Source organism: Micromonospora sp. NPDC049044 (assembly GCF_040649215.1).
GTDB lineage: Bacteria > Actinomycetota > Actinomycetes > Mycobacteriales > Micromonosporaceae > Micromonospora.
Window position 1 is genome coordinate 13,267 of the sequence record NZ_JBEZFA010000016.1, and the last position, 14,535, is coordinate 27,801.

Consider the following 14,535-nt stretch of genomic DNA (forward strand, 5'->3'; position numbering starts at 1 on the left):
AGGACGAGAGGCGAAAATGCCACGGTCCGCCGGATTCTCGCCACCCCCCAGCGCCGCCGCTCGCTCCCGCGCCGCGACGGTCCACACAGGAGCGACGAGGTCCGTACAATCGGCACCTCCCTGCCCCGCGCGGCTCCGCCGGGACTGCCCAGCGCCGCTCCGAAGGAGATCTGTGATGCCCGCCGACCCCAGGGTGCCCAACCGACGCCCACGACCCGGGTGGGGCCGGGCCCTCGCCGTCGCCGTGGCGGCTCTGCTGGCCACCGGCGGCCCGGCTGCGCCCGGCAGCACCCCGGCCGCCGCGGCCGGTGCGGCGGACGTCTCGTTCCGCGACGACTTCCAACGCACGGACGGGCCGGTCGGCAACGGCTGGGCCGCGCCCCGTGGCACGTGGTCCATCGCGGCCGGCACCGCCCAGGCCGCCGGTCCCGCCGAGCGGGTGCTGGTCCGGGACTCGCTCTTCCTCGGCCCTACCTACGACATCACCACCTCGCTCGGGCTGCCCACCCCGGCCGGGTCCACCCGGCTCTGGGCAGGCATCGCCTTCCAGGTCATCGATCACGCCGACGGCACACAGACCTTCTACGCCCTGCGCGTCGGGCAGAACCAGGTCGACGGGGCGCGGGCCCGGTGGCAGTTGGTGCGGATCGACAACTCCGCCGGCGCGACGGACGCCGGACTGCTGGGCGAGGGAGATCTCGCCGCCGCCCCCGGTGCCACGCTGGGCGTACGGGTTACCGGCACCGCGGACGGCCGGGGAGCCGTGGTCCGGATCAGCGCGGGCGCCACCCAGGTGGACCAGACCGTCCCGCTGCGCCTGGCCGACCGGATCAACGGCGGCAAGGTCGGGCTCTATTCGCAGGCCGGCACCGTCGGCCTGCGCGACTTCACGGTGACCGCCACGACGTCGCCCGGCTACCGCTCGTTCCACGACGGGTTCGACCGGGCCGACGGGGCGGTCGGCAGCGGCTGGCGGGTCGCCCGGGGCACCTGGCGTGTGGCCGGCGGGACCGCCGTCCCGTCCGGCACCGCCGATCGGCTGATGTACCCGAGCGGATTCACCCTGGGCGAGACATTCCTGCTCAAGACGTCGTTGACCCTGCCGAAACCGGCCCTGACCTACCGGCCGTGGACCGGCATCGCCTTCAACATCGTCGATCACGGGGACAGCACCCAGACCTACTACGTGCTGCGGGTCGGCCAGTCGCAGGCGGACGGCGGGCAGGCCCAGTGGCAGCTGGTCCGGATGACCCGGTCGTCAGCCGGCGCCTCCGACGCCCTGCTCGCCGGTGGGGGCGTCACCGCGCAGCCCGGTGCGACGCTCAGCATGAGCATCGACGGCAAGAACCGGGGCAGCGGCGTCCACGTCGCCATCGACGGCGCGGGCGTCGCGGCCGGACAGGCCATCGACAGGTACGTCGGGCTCCGCTGGCGGGACCTGCTCACCGGGGGTGGCGCGGGCCTGTACTCGCAGGGCGGTTCGGTGAGCCTGCCGTTCTTCGCCGCGGAGACCAGCAGGGCACCGGCCGTCGCGCCCGCCGAGCCCGGGCCGCTGGACTGCTCGCCCCGCGCGCCCGGCGACTACCCGCTGCCGGGCGCGTCCCGGGCCGTCAGCCAGGTCATCGACGTGGGGACCACCTGGGCGGGGCATCCGGTCGAGCAGGCGGTCCTGACCTCCGGGGCCGACCAGTACGTGGCGTACTACGACGCCGACCGCAGGATGACAGTGGCGAAGCGCTCGCTCGACAGCACCACCTGGACGCGCCGGACGCTGGACTCCACAGTCGGCTGGGACAGCCACAACGGCATCACGATGGCGCTGGACAGCACCGGGAACCTGCACGTGGCGGGCAACATGCACGCCGTGCCGCTTGTCTACTTCCGGACCTCGGTGCCGGGTGACGTGTCCACGCTGACCCGCATCCCCACCATGGTCAACAGCTCCGTCGAGGGGTCCGTCACCTATCCGCGCTTCCTCCGCCACACCAACGGTGACCTGCTGTTCAGTTACCGCAACGGGGTCAGCGGCGACGGTGCCGACTACTACAACCGGTACGACCCGGTCAGCCGTACCTGGTCCAGCCTGCTCGGCCGCCCACTGGTCGACGGAGCCGGCCGCAACGCCTACCCCGAGGGGCCGCTGCGCGGGCCGGACGGCTACTGGCACCTGGCGCTGGTCTGGCGGGACACCCAGGATGCCGGCAGTTCCAGCATGCCGTCGTACGCCCGCAGCCGTGACCTGGTCACCTGGGAGGACAGCGCGGGCCGGCCACTGGCCCTGCCGCTGACCTACCTCCGGTCCGAGGTCATCGACCCGGTGCCCACCTACGGTGGCGTGGTGAACGGCAACGTCCGGCTCGGCTTCGACGCCGCCAACCGGGTCGTGGTGACCTACACCAAGTACGACGCCTACCTCGGCAACCAGCTCTACGCGGCACAGCCGGACGGCGCGGGCGGCTGGCGGATCACCCGCCTCACCGACTGGACCGGCCGGTGGGAGATCCTCGGGTCCGGCACCCTGGCCTTCCCTGTCTCGTTGCAGTCCGCCGCGAGCGGGCTGCCGGACGGCAAACTGCGGGTGCCGTACACGTGCCGTGGGGTCAAGCGGTCCCTGATCGTCGACCCGTCCCTGATGAGCGTCGTGGCCGACGTGCCCGATCCGCAACTGCCCAGCGAGATCACTCAGGTGCGGTCGACGTTCCCCGGCATCGGCGTGCGGACCGCGACCTCGGTGGCTGGTGACCGCACCTACGTGCTGCGCTGGGAGAGCATGCCCTCCAACCAGGACCAGCCCCGGCCTGCCGACCAGACACCGCCGGCCCAGCCCGTGCAGATGTACGTGCTGGCCACCTCGTGACGGGACGGCCCGCACCCTCGCGGCGCGGCGCTGGGTGGCTGAGCCACCCGACCGGGCCTGTGCTAGCGTCTCGTCCCGTTGTCGGTGAGCGCCGCTAGCTCAACTGGCAGAGCAGCGGACTCTTAATCCGCGGGTTCGGGGTTCGAGTCCCTGGCGGCGCACCAACCAAAGGCCCTGGCCAGCAAGAAGTTGGCCAGGGCCTTGATGGCTGTCCGGGTGGTTCGGAACCTTCCCCGAGCTCCGGCCTGCCCCGAGCTGTTCGAGGCTGGCCGGAGCGGGCGTTCGAGGTGTGGACAGGCCTGCGGCAGGAGTGGTGGGCCACGTCCGCCGGCACGGAGATCAGCCAGCCGCTGCCTCGTCTGTCGCCCTCATCCCGTGCAGGTCGTAGCTCAGTTCGCCGGCCTCCAGGCGCGCCCGCAGTCGGGTCTCCTTCGCTATCCGGGCCGTGGCCGCCGCAGCCACCTCCGCGAGGCTGTCCCTGTCGACGACCACCGCGCCGTCGGCGTCGAGCAGCACGATGTCGCCGGGTGCGATGCTGGCGCCGCCCACCTGTACCACGACGTCGAGGGAGCCCCGCTCCTGTTTGGTCGCGCCCCGTACGCGGCACCAGCGGGCCCAGACCGGCAGGCCGAGTGCGCGCAACTCATCCACGTCCCGGACCGCCGCGTCGACAAGTACGGCAACCGCACCGGCCACCTTGGCCTGCGTTGCCAACAACTCGCCGATCAACGCGACCGGTGCGGGCTCGGGCATGCTGAGAACCAGGACCTCGCCGGGCCTGAGCACCGTCATGGCCTCGTGTACGGCCCGGTTGTCGCCCTGTCCGCACTGGACGGTGCGGGCCGGGCCGGCGACAGTGGTGCCCGGCACGATCTGCGTCAGCTCCACGTCGATCAGGCCTCGCCGCCCGGACGCCTCGTACGCGGTGGCAACGCCACCGGCGATCAACGCGGCAAGGGCGTCACTGTCGGTCCCGGCGGGCGAAGGGGTGGCGCTCACAGCGTACCGACCACATTCGGGATCAGCCGCTGGAACGCCTCGGCCTGCCGGATCGCGCTGTTGCCGGTGACCCGGCGAGCGTGATTGCCTCGCTGGTCGGCCCGCTGGGTGTAGTACTCACGGAGGTAGCCCTGGGCACCCATCGCGGCCATCGCCTCCTGCTTGGCGGGCATCACGTCCGTGATGTCGACGAAGACGGTGGGTGTGAAGCCACACAGCTCCGGCTGGTGTGGCTCGAAGACCAGGAACTCCGAGGGCGGTGCGGTCTTGAAGCCGCTGGCGACGCCCGCACCTGCGGTGAGCTGCCGGGCGGTCGCCACTGCGGCGTGCGCGGCCGGGTGGTCCGGATTGAACGGGTCCCGGTCCGGGTGAGTGAGCACCACGTGGGGGGCGTAGTCGCGCATCAGCTCGGCCAGCCGATCGATGTCCTCGTTGCCGATGCGCAGGGGGTAGTCGCCCAGGTCGAACGCCTCGAATCTGGCGCCCACGGCGGCTGCGGCCCGCTCCGCCTCGGCGTGCCGGATCCGCTTGACGCCCTCGATCGTCTGGTTCGGGTCCTTCCACAGCTCGCCGGACTCGCCCCGTTCGCCGTACGAAAGGGCCAGCACGAGGGCCTCCCCGCCGGTGGCGGTGTGGGCGGCGACAGTGCCGGCCGCCCGCCAGACGAAGTCCGCGCTGTGTGCCCCGACCACCAGCAGCCTGCGCTCACTCATGCCGGCACCTCCGTCTTCGCCGCCGCGACGCGCCGGGAGTTGACCACTGCCATCGTGTGGATGTCCTGCTCGCTGAAGCCGGCGTCCAGCAGACGGTCGGCGAAGAGCGCGAGACCGTCTTCGACTGGCGGGTTGAATGGTTGTCCCAGGTCGCTGGAGAGGATCGAGTGTTCGGCGCCGACCTGCCGGATGTTGGCGAACAGGTCGTCCCAGTCAACCTTCCCGGTGTGCGGCGTGGTGAAGCACCGTTCCAGCAGAGCGCCGGCCTCGGCCAGTTCCCGCTGTCGATGCACCGGCAGACGCTGGGAGGTGAATTCGGGGTGGGTGACGACGACGCGACGTACGCCCTCCTCCTTCGCGGCCCGGACCACGGCGAGGATCTCGTCGCCGTTCAGGTGCCCGGTGGCCAGCACCAGGTCGTGACGGGCGATGACCCGCAGCACCTGCCGCACCTGGTTCAGCACCTGGCCCTCCTCGTCGACGACCTCGACGACGGCCGGCACGATTCCCTGGGCGTGCAGGTCGGCCTGGAGCGCTCCCCACATCGCCGGCTTGGCGCCGGGTAGGTCGGTGGCGCTGCTGCGGCGTTGGTTGCCCGAGTCGACGGTGGGCATCCAGACGATCCGCGCGCCCTGACGGCCCGCGATCTCGACTGCGGCCGGGTTCATGCCACCCATCGATCCGTTCAGCGTGACCGCGCCGAGCACGTCCACGTCGGGGACGACCTTGCGGACTACCGCCGCGCGCTCAGCGGTCGCCACGTAGTGGGACTTCAGTACGAAGCCGGCGAGGCCGACCTCGGCGCACCGTCGGGCCAGGTCGAGATCGTCGATCCGCCGATCCATCACGTCGGGAGCGACGTGGACGTGGGTGTCGTACGCCCCGGTGACCAGGGCGCGGGCGCGCGGGGACGGGGTGGGATGGTCTGACATTCTGCTCCTTGGAAGGGCTGGTGAGGTGACGCTCGACTCAGGCCGCGTGGGTGGAGTCGACAGGACTGGACCGCCGCCGGATCGCGGTAGCGGTCTTGTCCAATGCGGATACGACGCTCAGAAGGTGCTGGCGCATGGCGAACTCCGCGGCGTCGGGATCGCGATCGACGATGGCCTCCACGATCGCGGTGTGCTCGGCGAGCGACTTGGGTGGTCGGCCGGCGACCAGGATCGTGCGGAACTGGAACCGGACGAGTTGTGCGCGCAGGCCGGCAATGAGCTGCGCGGCGGTCCCGTGCCGGGCGGCCGCGATGATCGCCGCGTGTAGCTTGGCATTTCCCTCGGAATAGCCGAGCAGGTCATCCTGCTTGAGCTTCAGGGCCATCTGGTCGAGCTGCCGCCGGATCGCGGCGATCTCCTGGTCGGTTGCGTTCACCGCCGCCTGCCGCGCGGTCAGCGCTTCCAGGGCGGCACGCACCTGGAGGATCTCGACCGCCTCGGCCTCGGTGAACATCCGCACGTGTGCCCCGCGGTTGGGGGTACGAACGACCAGACCATCCTGGGTCAGTCGGATCAGCGCGGTGCGCACCACACCGCGGGTGACCTGAAGCCGGTCGGCCAAGGTGGCTTCGACAAGGCGTTCGTTGGGCCCGAGATCACCACTGTGGATCGCCTGGCGCAGCTGCTCGTAAGCCTCGTCGGCAGAGATGCCTGCCGGACGTCGTGGCGAAGTACCCATGGCTACGGTCACCGATTTTCCGTGTCGCCGGGCCCGGCTTGCCGAGCCCGAACCGATTGGACACCACCAGGTGCCGTGCCCCTTGCGGTGGATCGCCGGGGGCCGTGGCGGCCCGGCCGCAACCCCGCTACCGGAGGGCGCCTGCAAACTGTGCGCGAAATCTCGCACAATCTTGTAGACAGGATCGTTGCTCATGATCCGGATGTCAACACGCCGTTGAGCTGCCGAAAGAGCCAGATGGCCGACTGCTGGGGTGGTCACCGTCGCATCTCGGCGGTGACAGGCGCGGCGTGAATCCTCTACAGTCCACGATCGATGATCAGTGGCGGGCTCTACCCAACCTGCTCGGGCGCTCCCCGCGTCCGCTTCTCAAACCCCCCTGGAAGCTGGAGAAATGATGATTGAGCGGTCCCGTGTGCTGGTAGCCGCGGTCCTTGCCGCGGCCCTCGTAGCCGTGAGCGGCTGCAGCGGCTCAGACGCCGACACCAAGGAGTCGAAGAAGGTCGACAAAGTCGCCTACATCACGGCCTTCGGTGCTGTCGGCCGGGACGCCTTCGCGTGGGTGGCCAAGGAGAAGGGCTTCTTCGCCGAGGCCGGCATCGAGGTGGAGATCAAGGAGGGGTCCGGAAACGTACCGAACCTGACCGCACTCAAGGCTGGCCAGGTTCAGTTCGGCGCCCTCGACTTCACCGGCGCGGTGATTCAGGCAGGCAAGGGCGAGTTCACCGACTGGCGCGCCATCGCCGCTGTCCACCAGCAGACCCTGGTCGCCGTGATGACCACCAAGGACACCGGTATCAGCGCGCCGCGGGACCTCGCGGGCAAGACGATGGCCACCGGCGCCGGCTCGGTCACGGAGCTGCTCTTTCCCGCCTACGCCAGGATGGCCGGACTCGACCCCAACACGGTCAAGATCCAGGGCGCGCAGACCACCGCACTGAACGGGCTGATGGCCAGTCGCCAGGTGGACGCGCTCGGCACCTTCCTGCTCAGCCGTGGCGCCCTGGCGACGGTATCGAAGAAGGAGGTCGTGGTGTTGCCGTACAGCGACTACCTCGGCGACCTCTTCGGCAACGCCATCATCACCACCCCGGCCCTGATCAAGGACAACCCGGACCTGGTCCGTCGCTTCACCGAGGCGATCCTCAAGGGACTGCAGTACAGCGTCAAGAACCCGCAGGAAGCCGCGACGATCCTGAACAAGGTGAAGCCGACCTACACCGTAGCGGCGGGCGTGGGTGAGATCGAGGCGATGGCCGCGTACGTGGCACCGGCCGGTGGAGCCCCGATCGGATCCATGGACGAGGTGCGGGTGTCGCGGTCGATCGCCATCCTGCAGGGCGCCGGCGTGGTTCCGAACGGTCTGACCCCGAAGGACATCGTCGACAACAGCTTCATCCCCAAGGGCTGACGAGAAGCGTCACCTCGCGGACCTGGCGTGGGGGGATGGTTGCCGCAGGTGGCGCCATCCCCTCACGGCCACCGGGCACAACCCCTGCCACCCGACCTCCACGGAGAAAGCCACCATGCCTGTCGAACGGACCAGCTCCAGGTCAACACACATATGGTCGACTGCCGGGCTGCCTGTCCTGGGCGCGGTGCTGGCGGTCGCCCTGTGGTGGCTGGCCACCAAAGCCTTCAATATCGAGCCATTCTTCCTGCCTGCCCCACCCGACGTCGTCGATGCGTTCCTCCGCCTGCCGGACTATCTCCTCAGGGAAGCCTGGGTGACCCTCCTGGAGACGGTCACCGGCTTCGGCATCGCCGCGGTTGGCGGACTGGCGATCGCGATCCTGCTGGCCGCCTCCCGAACGGTAGAACGAATGACGCTACCGCTCATTGCCGGGATCAACGCGGTACCGAAGGTTGCGCTCGCGCCTCTCCTCCTGGTCTGGATCGGGTTCGGCACCCAACCCAAGATCGTGATGGTCGTCCTTCTCTGCTTCTTCCCGATCCTGGTCTCCGCCATGGCCGGCCTCACCTCGACGCCGAACGACCTGAGCGAGCTGGCCAACTCGCTCGCCGCGTCGTGGTGGCAGACCTTCGTGAAGGTCCGCCTCCCCTGGGCGCTGCCGCAGGTCTTCGTGGGCCTGAAGGTAGCTACCTCACTGGCCATCGTCGGTGCGATCATCGGTGAGGTCATCCAGCCTGACCGGGGTCTCGGCTCGGTAGTCGTCAGCTCCGGACAGTCCGCCGACACCCCGCTCGCCTTCGCCGCACTGACCCTGCTCGCGCTCATGGGAGCCGGCCTGTTCTACCTCGTCGGCGCACTCGAGCGAATCCTCGTGCCATGGGCCCGGGCGATCTCATCATGACCGGCGCTCGGACCTCTGGGAGCATGATGATCAATCTTAGTGAAGTGTCACGGACGTTCAAGAGCCGGACCGGCACCGTCAAGGCACTGGAGAACATCAATCTGGACATCCGCGACGGCGAGTTCATGGCCGTGATCGGGCGTTCCGGATGTGGCAAATCCACACTGCTGCGGCTCATCGCCGGGCTGATCCCGCAGTCGGCGGGTGACGTCCGGGTCGGCGGCGAGCCGGTGACCCGACCTCGCCGTGATGTCGCCATGATGTTCCAACGCCCCGCGCTGCTGCCCTGGCGGACGGTCCTCGGTAACGTGCTGCTGCCAGTCGAGATATTCCGGTGGCATCGGTCGGAGCACCGCGATCACGCCATGCGCCTGCTGGAGATGACCGGGCTCGACGGATTCGCCAAGCGGCTTCCCCACGAACTCTCCGGCGGCATGCAGCAACGGGTCTCGCTCTGCCGAGCGCTCATCCAGCGACCAAAGGTCCTGTTGATGGACGAGCCGTTCTCCGCACTCGACGCGCTGACCCGGGAGGAGATGGCGGCGGAGTTGCAGCGCATCCACATGGACCTCGGCACGACCGTCGTCTTCGTGACCCACTCCATCCAGGAGGCCGTCCTGCTGGCGGACCGGGTCGCGGTGCTGAGCGCCCGGCCCGGCCGGCTGCAACGGCTCGTGGACATCGACATCCCACGGCCGCGTTCCTTCGGACACAACGCCCACATGGACCAGGTGGCCGCCTGCTCGGCAGAACTACACCAACTGCTGCTGGGCGACGACTACTCGCCGGACGGAGCCAAGTCGTCTGACCTTCCCGTCTGACATCGGTCGCGGGCCGCCGCGGCTGCGGCTCACCGTGCAGCATCCAGGGGACAGGACCGACAGGTCCTGTCCCCTGAGCCATTTCTTCAGCGGCAGGGCTGTCCCGCGTCGCGATGCAGGATGGGCCCCCGTCCCCGCTCGTCTGCGGGCTTGGCGGGGGCCAGCTCGGTGTCGGCGCGATGGTCGGCAATGAGACACCGACCGGAAGCGCGCAGCGCCCGACCTTGTACCGCCATAGATGCGCACCTATAGTTGCGCGAATCGCACCCCTTCCTGACCGTGGTGGTGCGGTGGCATCGTCGAAGCGCTTCGACGATCCGTCGTTCAGGCCCGTCAGCCGGGTGTCGAGCCTGGCCGCGCCGGTCTCGGCGCCCCTTGGCGCCGGTCGTACGACATGAGGAGAAGCAAATGGGGAACAAGCGCCTTCGGCGCGGAATCGCCGTGCTCGCGCTCGCCCTGCTGGCTCTACCGGCCGTTCCCGGCACCGCCCTCGCCGAACCCACCTACCCGTTCCGAGATCCACACCTACCGGTGCAGGCCCGGGTCGACGACCTGCTCGGCCGGCTCACCCTGGACGAGAAGATCTCCTGGCTGCACCAGTACCAGCCGGCCGTGCCCCGGCTGGGCATCGGCCTGTTCAAGACCGGCACCGAGGCCCTGCACGGGGTCGCCTGGTCGACCGACATCGACAACAACGGTGCTGTCGTCAAGGCCCGCGGCACTACCTTTCCCCAGCCGGTGGGCATGGCGAGCACCTGGGACACCGACCTGATCAACCGGGTCGGCTCGGCCGTCGGCGACGAGGCGCGCGGCTACCACGCGCAGAACCCGCGCGTCTGGGGTCTCAACCTGTGGGCACCGGTGGTCAACCTGCTGCGCGACCCCCGCTGGGGCCGCAACGAGGAGGGCTACTCCGAGGACCCGCTGCTCACCGCCGAGATCTCCACCGCGTACGGCTCGGGGATGACCGGCGGGGACCCGGACCACCTGAAGAGCGCGCCGACGCTCAAGCACTACCTGGCGTACAACAACGAGGTCCGTCGCGACGTGACCTCGTCGAACGTGCCTCCCCGCGTGCTCAACGAGTACGACCGGGCGGCGTTCAAGCCGGCCATCGCCGCCGACGCGGCGACCGGGGTGATGGCCTCGTACAACCTGGTGAACGGGCGGCCCGCCACTGTGGACCCAGACCTGGCCACTGTGGTACGCGGCTGGACCGACCAGCCGCTGATGAACGTCACCGACGCCTGGGCCCCCAACAACCTCGTCGCCTCCCAGGGGTACTACGCCACCCAGCCCGAGGCGAACGCCGCGATCGTCAAGGCCGGCCTCAACAGCTTCATCACCGACGACACAAACGCCCAACCGACGGTGACGGCCCTCAAGCAGGCGCTCGCGACCGGCCTGCTCACCGAGGCGGACATCGACGCTCGGATCCGGGAGATCCTGAACGTGCGGTTCCGGCTTGGTGAGTTCGACCCGGGCGGTGGCCGCCACGGCGGCATCACCCCGGACGTCATCAACAGCCCGGAACACCAGCGGTTGGCCCGGCAGGCTGCCGGTGCGGCGATGGTGCTGCTGAAGAACTCCCGACAGGCGCTTCCGCTGGACCCGGCCCGCACCCGCAAGGTGGCGGTGCTCGGCCCGCTGGCCGACACCCTCTACTCCGACTGGTACGGCGCCGACCTGCCGTACCAGGTGACCGCGCTGGACGGGATCCGCGAGCGGCTGGGCAACTCCGCACGTGTCAGCGGGCTCGACGGGGCGGACCGGATCGCCCTGAAGGACGTGGCGACCGGCCGGTACGTCTCGGCCACCGGCACCACCGACGCCGACCCGGTCCTCGGGACCGGCGCCACCCCGGCACTTGTCGCCCAGTTCGACGCGGTCGACTGGGGCCAGGATGTGGTGACGCTGCGCAACGCCGCCAACGGTCGGTACCTCGGCTACAACTGGGGGCCGTTCATCACCCGCGACGAGCAGCCGAACGGCTGGTACGTCCAGCAGCAGTTCAAGTTCGAGCCCCAGGACGACGGCACGGTGGTGCTGCGCTACGTCGGCTACGAGACCAAGGAGAGCTGGTTCGCCGCCGAAAAGTACGTCACTGTCGGCGAGGACGGCGCGCTCAAGCTCGGCGCGTCCACCCCGGCCGCAGCTACCCACTTCAGCCGTGAGGTGATCAGCAGCGGGATCGACCGGGCCATAGCGGCGGCCAAGGCGGCCGACACCGCAGTGCTGGTGGTGGGCAGCAACCCGTTCATCAACGGACGCGAGGCGCACGACCGCGCCTCCACGGCCCTCAGCGCCGGCCAGGAGGCGCTGGTCAAGGCCGTCGTCAAGGCCAACCCGCGTACGGTCCTGGTGCTCCAGACCAGCTACCCGGTCACCCTGACCTGGGAGCAGGAGCACGTCCCGGCGATCGTGTGGACCACCCACGCGGGCGCCGAGACCGGGCACGCCGTTGCCGACGTCCTGTTCGGCGACCGCAACCCGTCCGGCCGACTCACCCAGACCTGGTACCGCTCCGACAACCAACTGCCCCCGGACCTGCTGGAGTACGACATAATCTCGTCCGGGCAGACCTACCTGTACAGCACCGCGAAGCCGCTCTACCCGTTCGGGCACGGGCTGTCGTACTCCCGGTTCCGCTACGGCAAGGCGCGCACCGGCGACCGACCGATCGCTGCCGACGGCACCATCACGGTGAGCGTGGACGTGACGAACACCGGCAGCCGGGCCGGGTCCGAGGTGGTGCAGCTCTACACCCACCAGCGCACCTCGCGGGTGAAGACCCCGATCCGTCAGCTCAAGGGCTTCCAGCGGGTGCAACTCGCACCCGGGCAGACCCGGACCGTGACGTTGCGGCTGCCCGCCGCCGAGTTGGCGCACTGGGACGTCACCCGTAGCCGCTGGGTGGTCGAGTCGTCCACGTACGACCTGATGGTGGGGGCGTCCGCCGAGGACATCCGGGCCCGCACCGCGGTTCGGGTCCGCGGCGAGACAGTGCCGGCCCGGGACCTGTCCCGGCCCACCCGGGCGGAGAACTTCGACAGGTACGCGGGGGTGCGGCTGGTCGACGAGACGAAGGCACAGGGCACCTCCGTCGGCGCCACCGCGGCCGGCCAGTGGATCTCGTTCGCCGGTTCCGCCCTGCGTCCGGGTGCCCACACCTTCACCGCCACTGTCGCCAGGGCCAGCGCGGACGCCGGCACGATCCAGGTCCGCCTGGGCTCGCCCACCGGCCGGCTGCTCGGCACGGCCACCGTGCCCAGCACCGGCGACGACTACCGGTACGTAAGCGTCAGCGCCGAGTTGGCCCGCGCCGCCGGCACCCACGACGTGTACCTGGTGTTCGACTCCCCGCTACGGCTGGCCGACTTCGCCATCAGGTGACCGCAACCCGGGCCGGGACGATAGTCGTCCCGGCCCGGGTCGGCCGGCGCTCTGACCTGGTCAGCGGGTCGCGCTACAGCTCAGGGTGGGTGTGCTGGGGGTGCCGGTGGACGAGCCGAGGAAACCGAAGGTGGTGCTGGCGCCCGCGCCGAGGGCGCCGTTGTAGGCGACGTTGCGGGCGGTGACGGTGGATCCCTGACTCGTGACTGTCGCGTTCCAGGCCTGGGTGACGTTCTGCCCGTTGGCGAAGGTCCATGTCACAGTCCAGCCGCTGATCGCCGCTGTCCCCGCGGTGACCCGTACCTCGCCCTGGAAGCCGCCGGTCCACTGGCTGGTCAGCGCGTACGTGGCGGTACAGCCGGCCGACGGCGGCGGGGTGGTCGGAGACGGCGGCGGCGTCGTGGGTGACGGCGGCGGTGTCGTCGGGGAGGGCGGCGGCGTGGTGGGTGACGGCGGCGGCGTGGTGACGGACCCACCCCAGCCGGCGGTGGAGTCCAACCAGGCGGCGCGGCGCAGCATCCAGTCCTGCATCACCTGGACCTGACCCTGCCAGGTGGGTGAGGTCGGGGTGCGGAAGAAGCTGACCGTCGGCGACGTCAGGTTGGGCCAGCGTTGGAAGTTGCGCTGCGCGGCGTTGGTGAGTGGGGTGGCGAGCGCGTTGATCCGAGCCTGTAGCGCGGTGTCGGAGAGCAGGCCGCGTCGCAGCGTCTGCCAGCGCGAGCGGGCCTGGTTGACGAAGGCGGGATCCCGCAGCAACTGGGCGAACCAGTCGTTCGCCGACGGCTGCCTGGTCTGTTGGTACTGCCAGCCCGATACCTGGTCGTTCGCGAAGAACCCACCCACGCCGAAGCTCAGGTCGAAGTCCCACAGCGGACCGGCGAAGATCTTGCTGTCCCGGTCCTTGTAGAAGTGGGAGCTGCGCACGTACGCGTCCATCTCCCGGCTCAGCTCGTTGACGATCATGAGGTCGACGAACGAGTCGACATCGATGTACCTGCGGTAACCGGTGGTCGGGTCGGCGAAGTTCGACGCGTGCAGCACGTCGTTGAACTCCTGGAGGTGACCGCGCAGCCAGTCGCGCTGTTGCGGTTGCAGCGGCGACGGGTCGACCACCTCGAGGTAGTTCCAGCAGGTGGCGGCCGGTCCGGTGCAGGGCAACGTGGGCTCCTCGGCCGCCATCCACTCGAACTTCCAGATGTACCCGCCCTGGATCTTCGGCAGGGTCACGTCGTCGGAGTCCAACTGCTTGAGGTCGAGACGGTCCTTGGAGTTCTTGATCGTCTCCACGATCATGTAGACGCCCAGGTAGTCACCGGCGCCCACCGGGGTCGCGTCCGTGTTGAGGTAGAACTCGGCGAACGCGTAACGCGGAGCGGGCAGCCCCATCTCCCGGCCGAGGTCGTAGACGAGCGCCTCCCGGATCAGCGCCTTGTCGGTGAACGGGCCGCGCAACGCCCAGTCCGAGTCGGCGGGCATGCCCAGCACCGGATAGTCGGCGTCGTCGTCCTCGTTGTCCCAGAACTCGACGCGGAACGGCGTCTTCTCGAATGTGGCCGACGAGTTGCCGCGCAACCGGAAACCCGCCCGGGTGCTGACCGTCGGGGTGGCTGCCAGCGAGGTGGTGCCGTTGGCACCCGGCTCGAAGATCATGGCGGTGGCGTCGAGGTACTCGCGGTCGGGCCGACCGGCACCGTACGAGTCGATGAGCACCACCGGCAGATCGTGGGCGGTGGTGACGTTCTGCGCGGCGTACATGGCGGTGCCGG

The 14,535-nt window shown here is 69.8% G+C and carries 10 protein-coding genes and 1 tRNA gene; 6 read left to right on the forward strand and 5 right to left on the reverse strand.

What is annotated here, in order from left to right; genetic code table 11:
- Positions 1–175: 175 nt before the first annotated feature.
- A complete protein-coding gene (locus AB0B85_RS15650) occupies positions 176–2,857 on the forward strand; it encodes a BNR repeat-containing protein (protein ID WP_357407684.1) in 2,682 nt (893 codons plus the stop codon).
- An 88-nt stretch (positions 2,858–2,945) separates the two neighbouring features.
- Positions 2,946–3,021 (forward strand) — tRNA-Lys (locus AB0B85_RS15655).
- A 175-nt stretch (positions 3,022–3,196) separates the two neighbouring features.
- Here AB0B85_RS15655 and AB0B85_RS15660 read toward each other — a convergent pair.
- Genes AB0B85_RS15660 through AB0B85_RS15675 form a run of 4 tightly spaced genes read right to left on the reverse strand, consistent with a single transcriptional unit; the run spans position 3,197 to position 6,501 of the window.
- A complete protein-coding gene (locus AB0B85_RS15660) occupies positions 3,197–3,856 on the reverse strand; it encodes a 4-carboxy-4-hydroxy-2-oxoadipate aldolase/oxaloacetate decarboxylase (protein WP_357407686.1) in 660 nt (219 codons plus the stop codon).
- Entirely contained in the window at positions 3,853–4,569 is a 717-nt protein-coding gene (locus AB0B85_RS15665; protein ID WP_357407688.1) for a PIG-L deacetylase family protein, read from the reverse strand. Before AB0B85_RS15665 ends, AB0B85_RS15660 begins: the two co-directional genes overlap by 4 nt.
- Positions 4,566–5,501 carry a DUF6282 family protein gene (locus AB0B85_RS15670; protein WP_357407690.1) on the reverse strand — a complete coding sequence of 312 codons (936 nt, stop codon included), beginning with the start codon at positions 5,499–5,501 and terminating at the stop codon, positions 4,566–4,568. Before AB0B85_RS15670 ends, AB0B85_RS15665 begins: the two co-directional genes overlap by 4 nt.
- Before the next feature lie 37 nt (positions 5,502–5,538).
- Positions 5,539–6,501, reverse strand: coding sequence for a GntR family transcriptional regulator (locus AB0B85_RS15675; RefSeq protein ID WP_357407692.1), 963 nt, complete (start codon positions 6,499–6,501; stop codon positions 5,539–5,541).
- Between the two features lie 193 nt (positions 6,502–6,694).
- Between AB0B85_RS15675 and AB0B85_RS15680 the strand changes: the two genes are divergently transcribed.
- The 4 genes from AB0B85_RS15680 (at position 6,695) to AB0B85_RS15695 (ending at position 12,769) form a co-directional block, all read left to right on the forward strand.
- On the forward strand, positions 6,695–7,651 hold the full coding sequence (locus tag AB0B85_RS15680; protein ID WP_357407694.1) for an ABC transporter substrate-binding protein: 957 nt from the start codon (positions 6,695–6,697) through the stop codon (positions 7,649–7,651).
- A 187-nt stretch (positions 7,652–7,838) separates the two neighbouring features.
- Complete coding sequence (locus AB0B85_RS15685) at positions 7,839–8,555, forward strand: ABC transporter permease (RefSeq protein WP_357407696.1); 717 nt, start codon at positions 7,839–7,841, stop codon at positions 8,553–8,555.
- Between the two features lie 26 nt (positions 8,556–8,581).
- Positions 8,582–9,376, forward strand: a complete 795-nt coding sequence (locus AB0B85_RS15690) for an ABC transporter ATP-binding protein (RefSeq protein ID WP_357407899.1) — start codon at positions 8,582–8,584, stop codon at positions 9,374–9,376.
- Between the two features lie 408 nt (positions 9,377–9,784).
- Positions 9,785–12,769, forward strand: a complete 2,985-nt coding sequence (locus tag AB0B85_RS15695) for a glycoside hydrolase family 3 C-terminal domain-containing protein (protein ID WP_357407698.1) — start codon at positions 9,785–9,787, stop codon at positions 12,767–12,769.
- Between the two features lie 60 nt (positions 12,770–12,829).
- Here AB0B85_RS15695 and AB0B85_RS15700 read toward each other — a convergent pair whose 3' ends face one another.
- On the reverse strand, positions 12,830–14,524 hold the full coding sequence (locus tag AB0B85_RS15700; protein ID WP_357407901.1) for a CotH kinase family protein: 1,695 nt from the start codon (positions 14,522–14,524) through the stop codon (positions 12,830–12,832).
- Positions 14,525–14,535 lie beyond the last annotated feature (11 nt).

What these genes read in the sequence shown, in the direction of transcription:
- AB0B85_RS15650 (WP_357407684.1), top strand. Translation starts at nt 176, where the DNA reads ATGCCCGCCGACCCCAGGGTGCCCAACCGACGCCCACGACCCGGGTGG.
- AB0B85_RS15690 (WP_357407899.1), top strand. Translation starts at nt 8,582, where the DNA reads ATGATCAATCTTAGTGAAGTGTCACGGACGTTCAAGAGCCGGACCGGC.
- AB0B85_RS15670 (WP_357407690.1), bottom strand. Translation starts at nt 5,501, where the DNA reads ATGTCAGACCATCCCACCCCGTCCCCGCGCGCCCGCGCCCTGGTCACC.
- AB0B85_RS15700 (WP_357407901.1), bottom strand. Translation starts at nt 14,524, where the DNA reads ATGTACGCCGCGCAGAACGTCACCACCGCCCACGATCTGCCGGTGGTG.
- AB0B85_RS15695 (WP_357407698.1), top strand. Translation starts at nt 9,785, where the DNA reads ATGGGGAACAAGCGCCTTCGGCGCGGAATCGCCGTGCTCGCGCTCGCC.
- AB0B85_RS15665 (WP_357407688.1), bottom strand. Translation starts at nt 4,569, where the DNA reads ATGAGTGAGCGCAGGCTGCTGGTGGTCGGGGCACACAGCGCGGACTTC.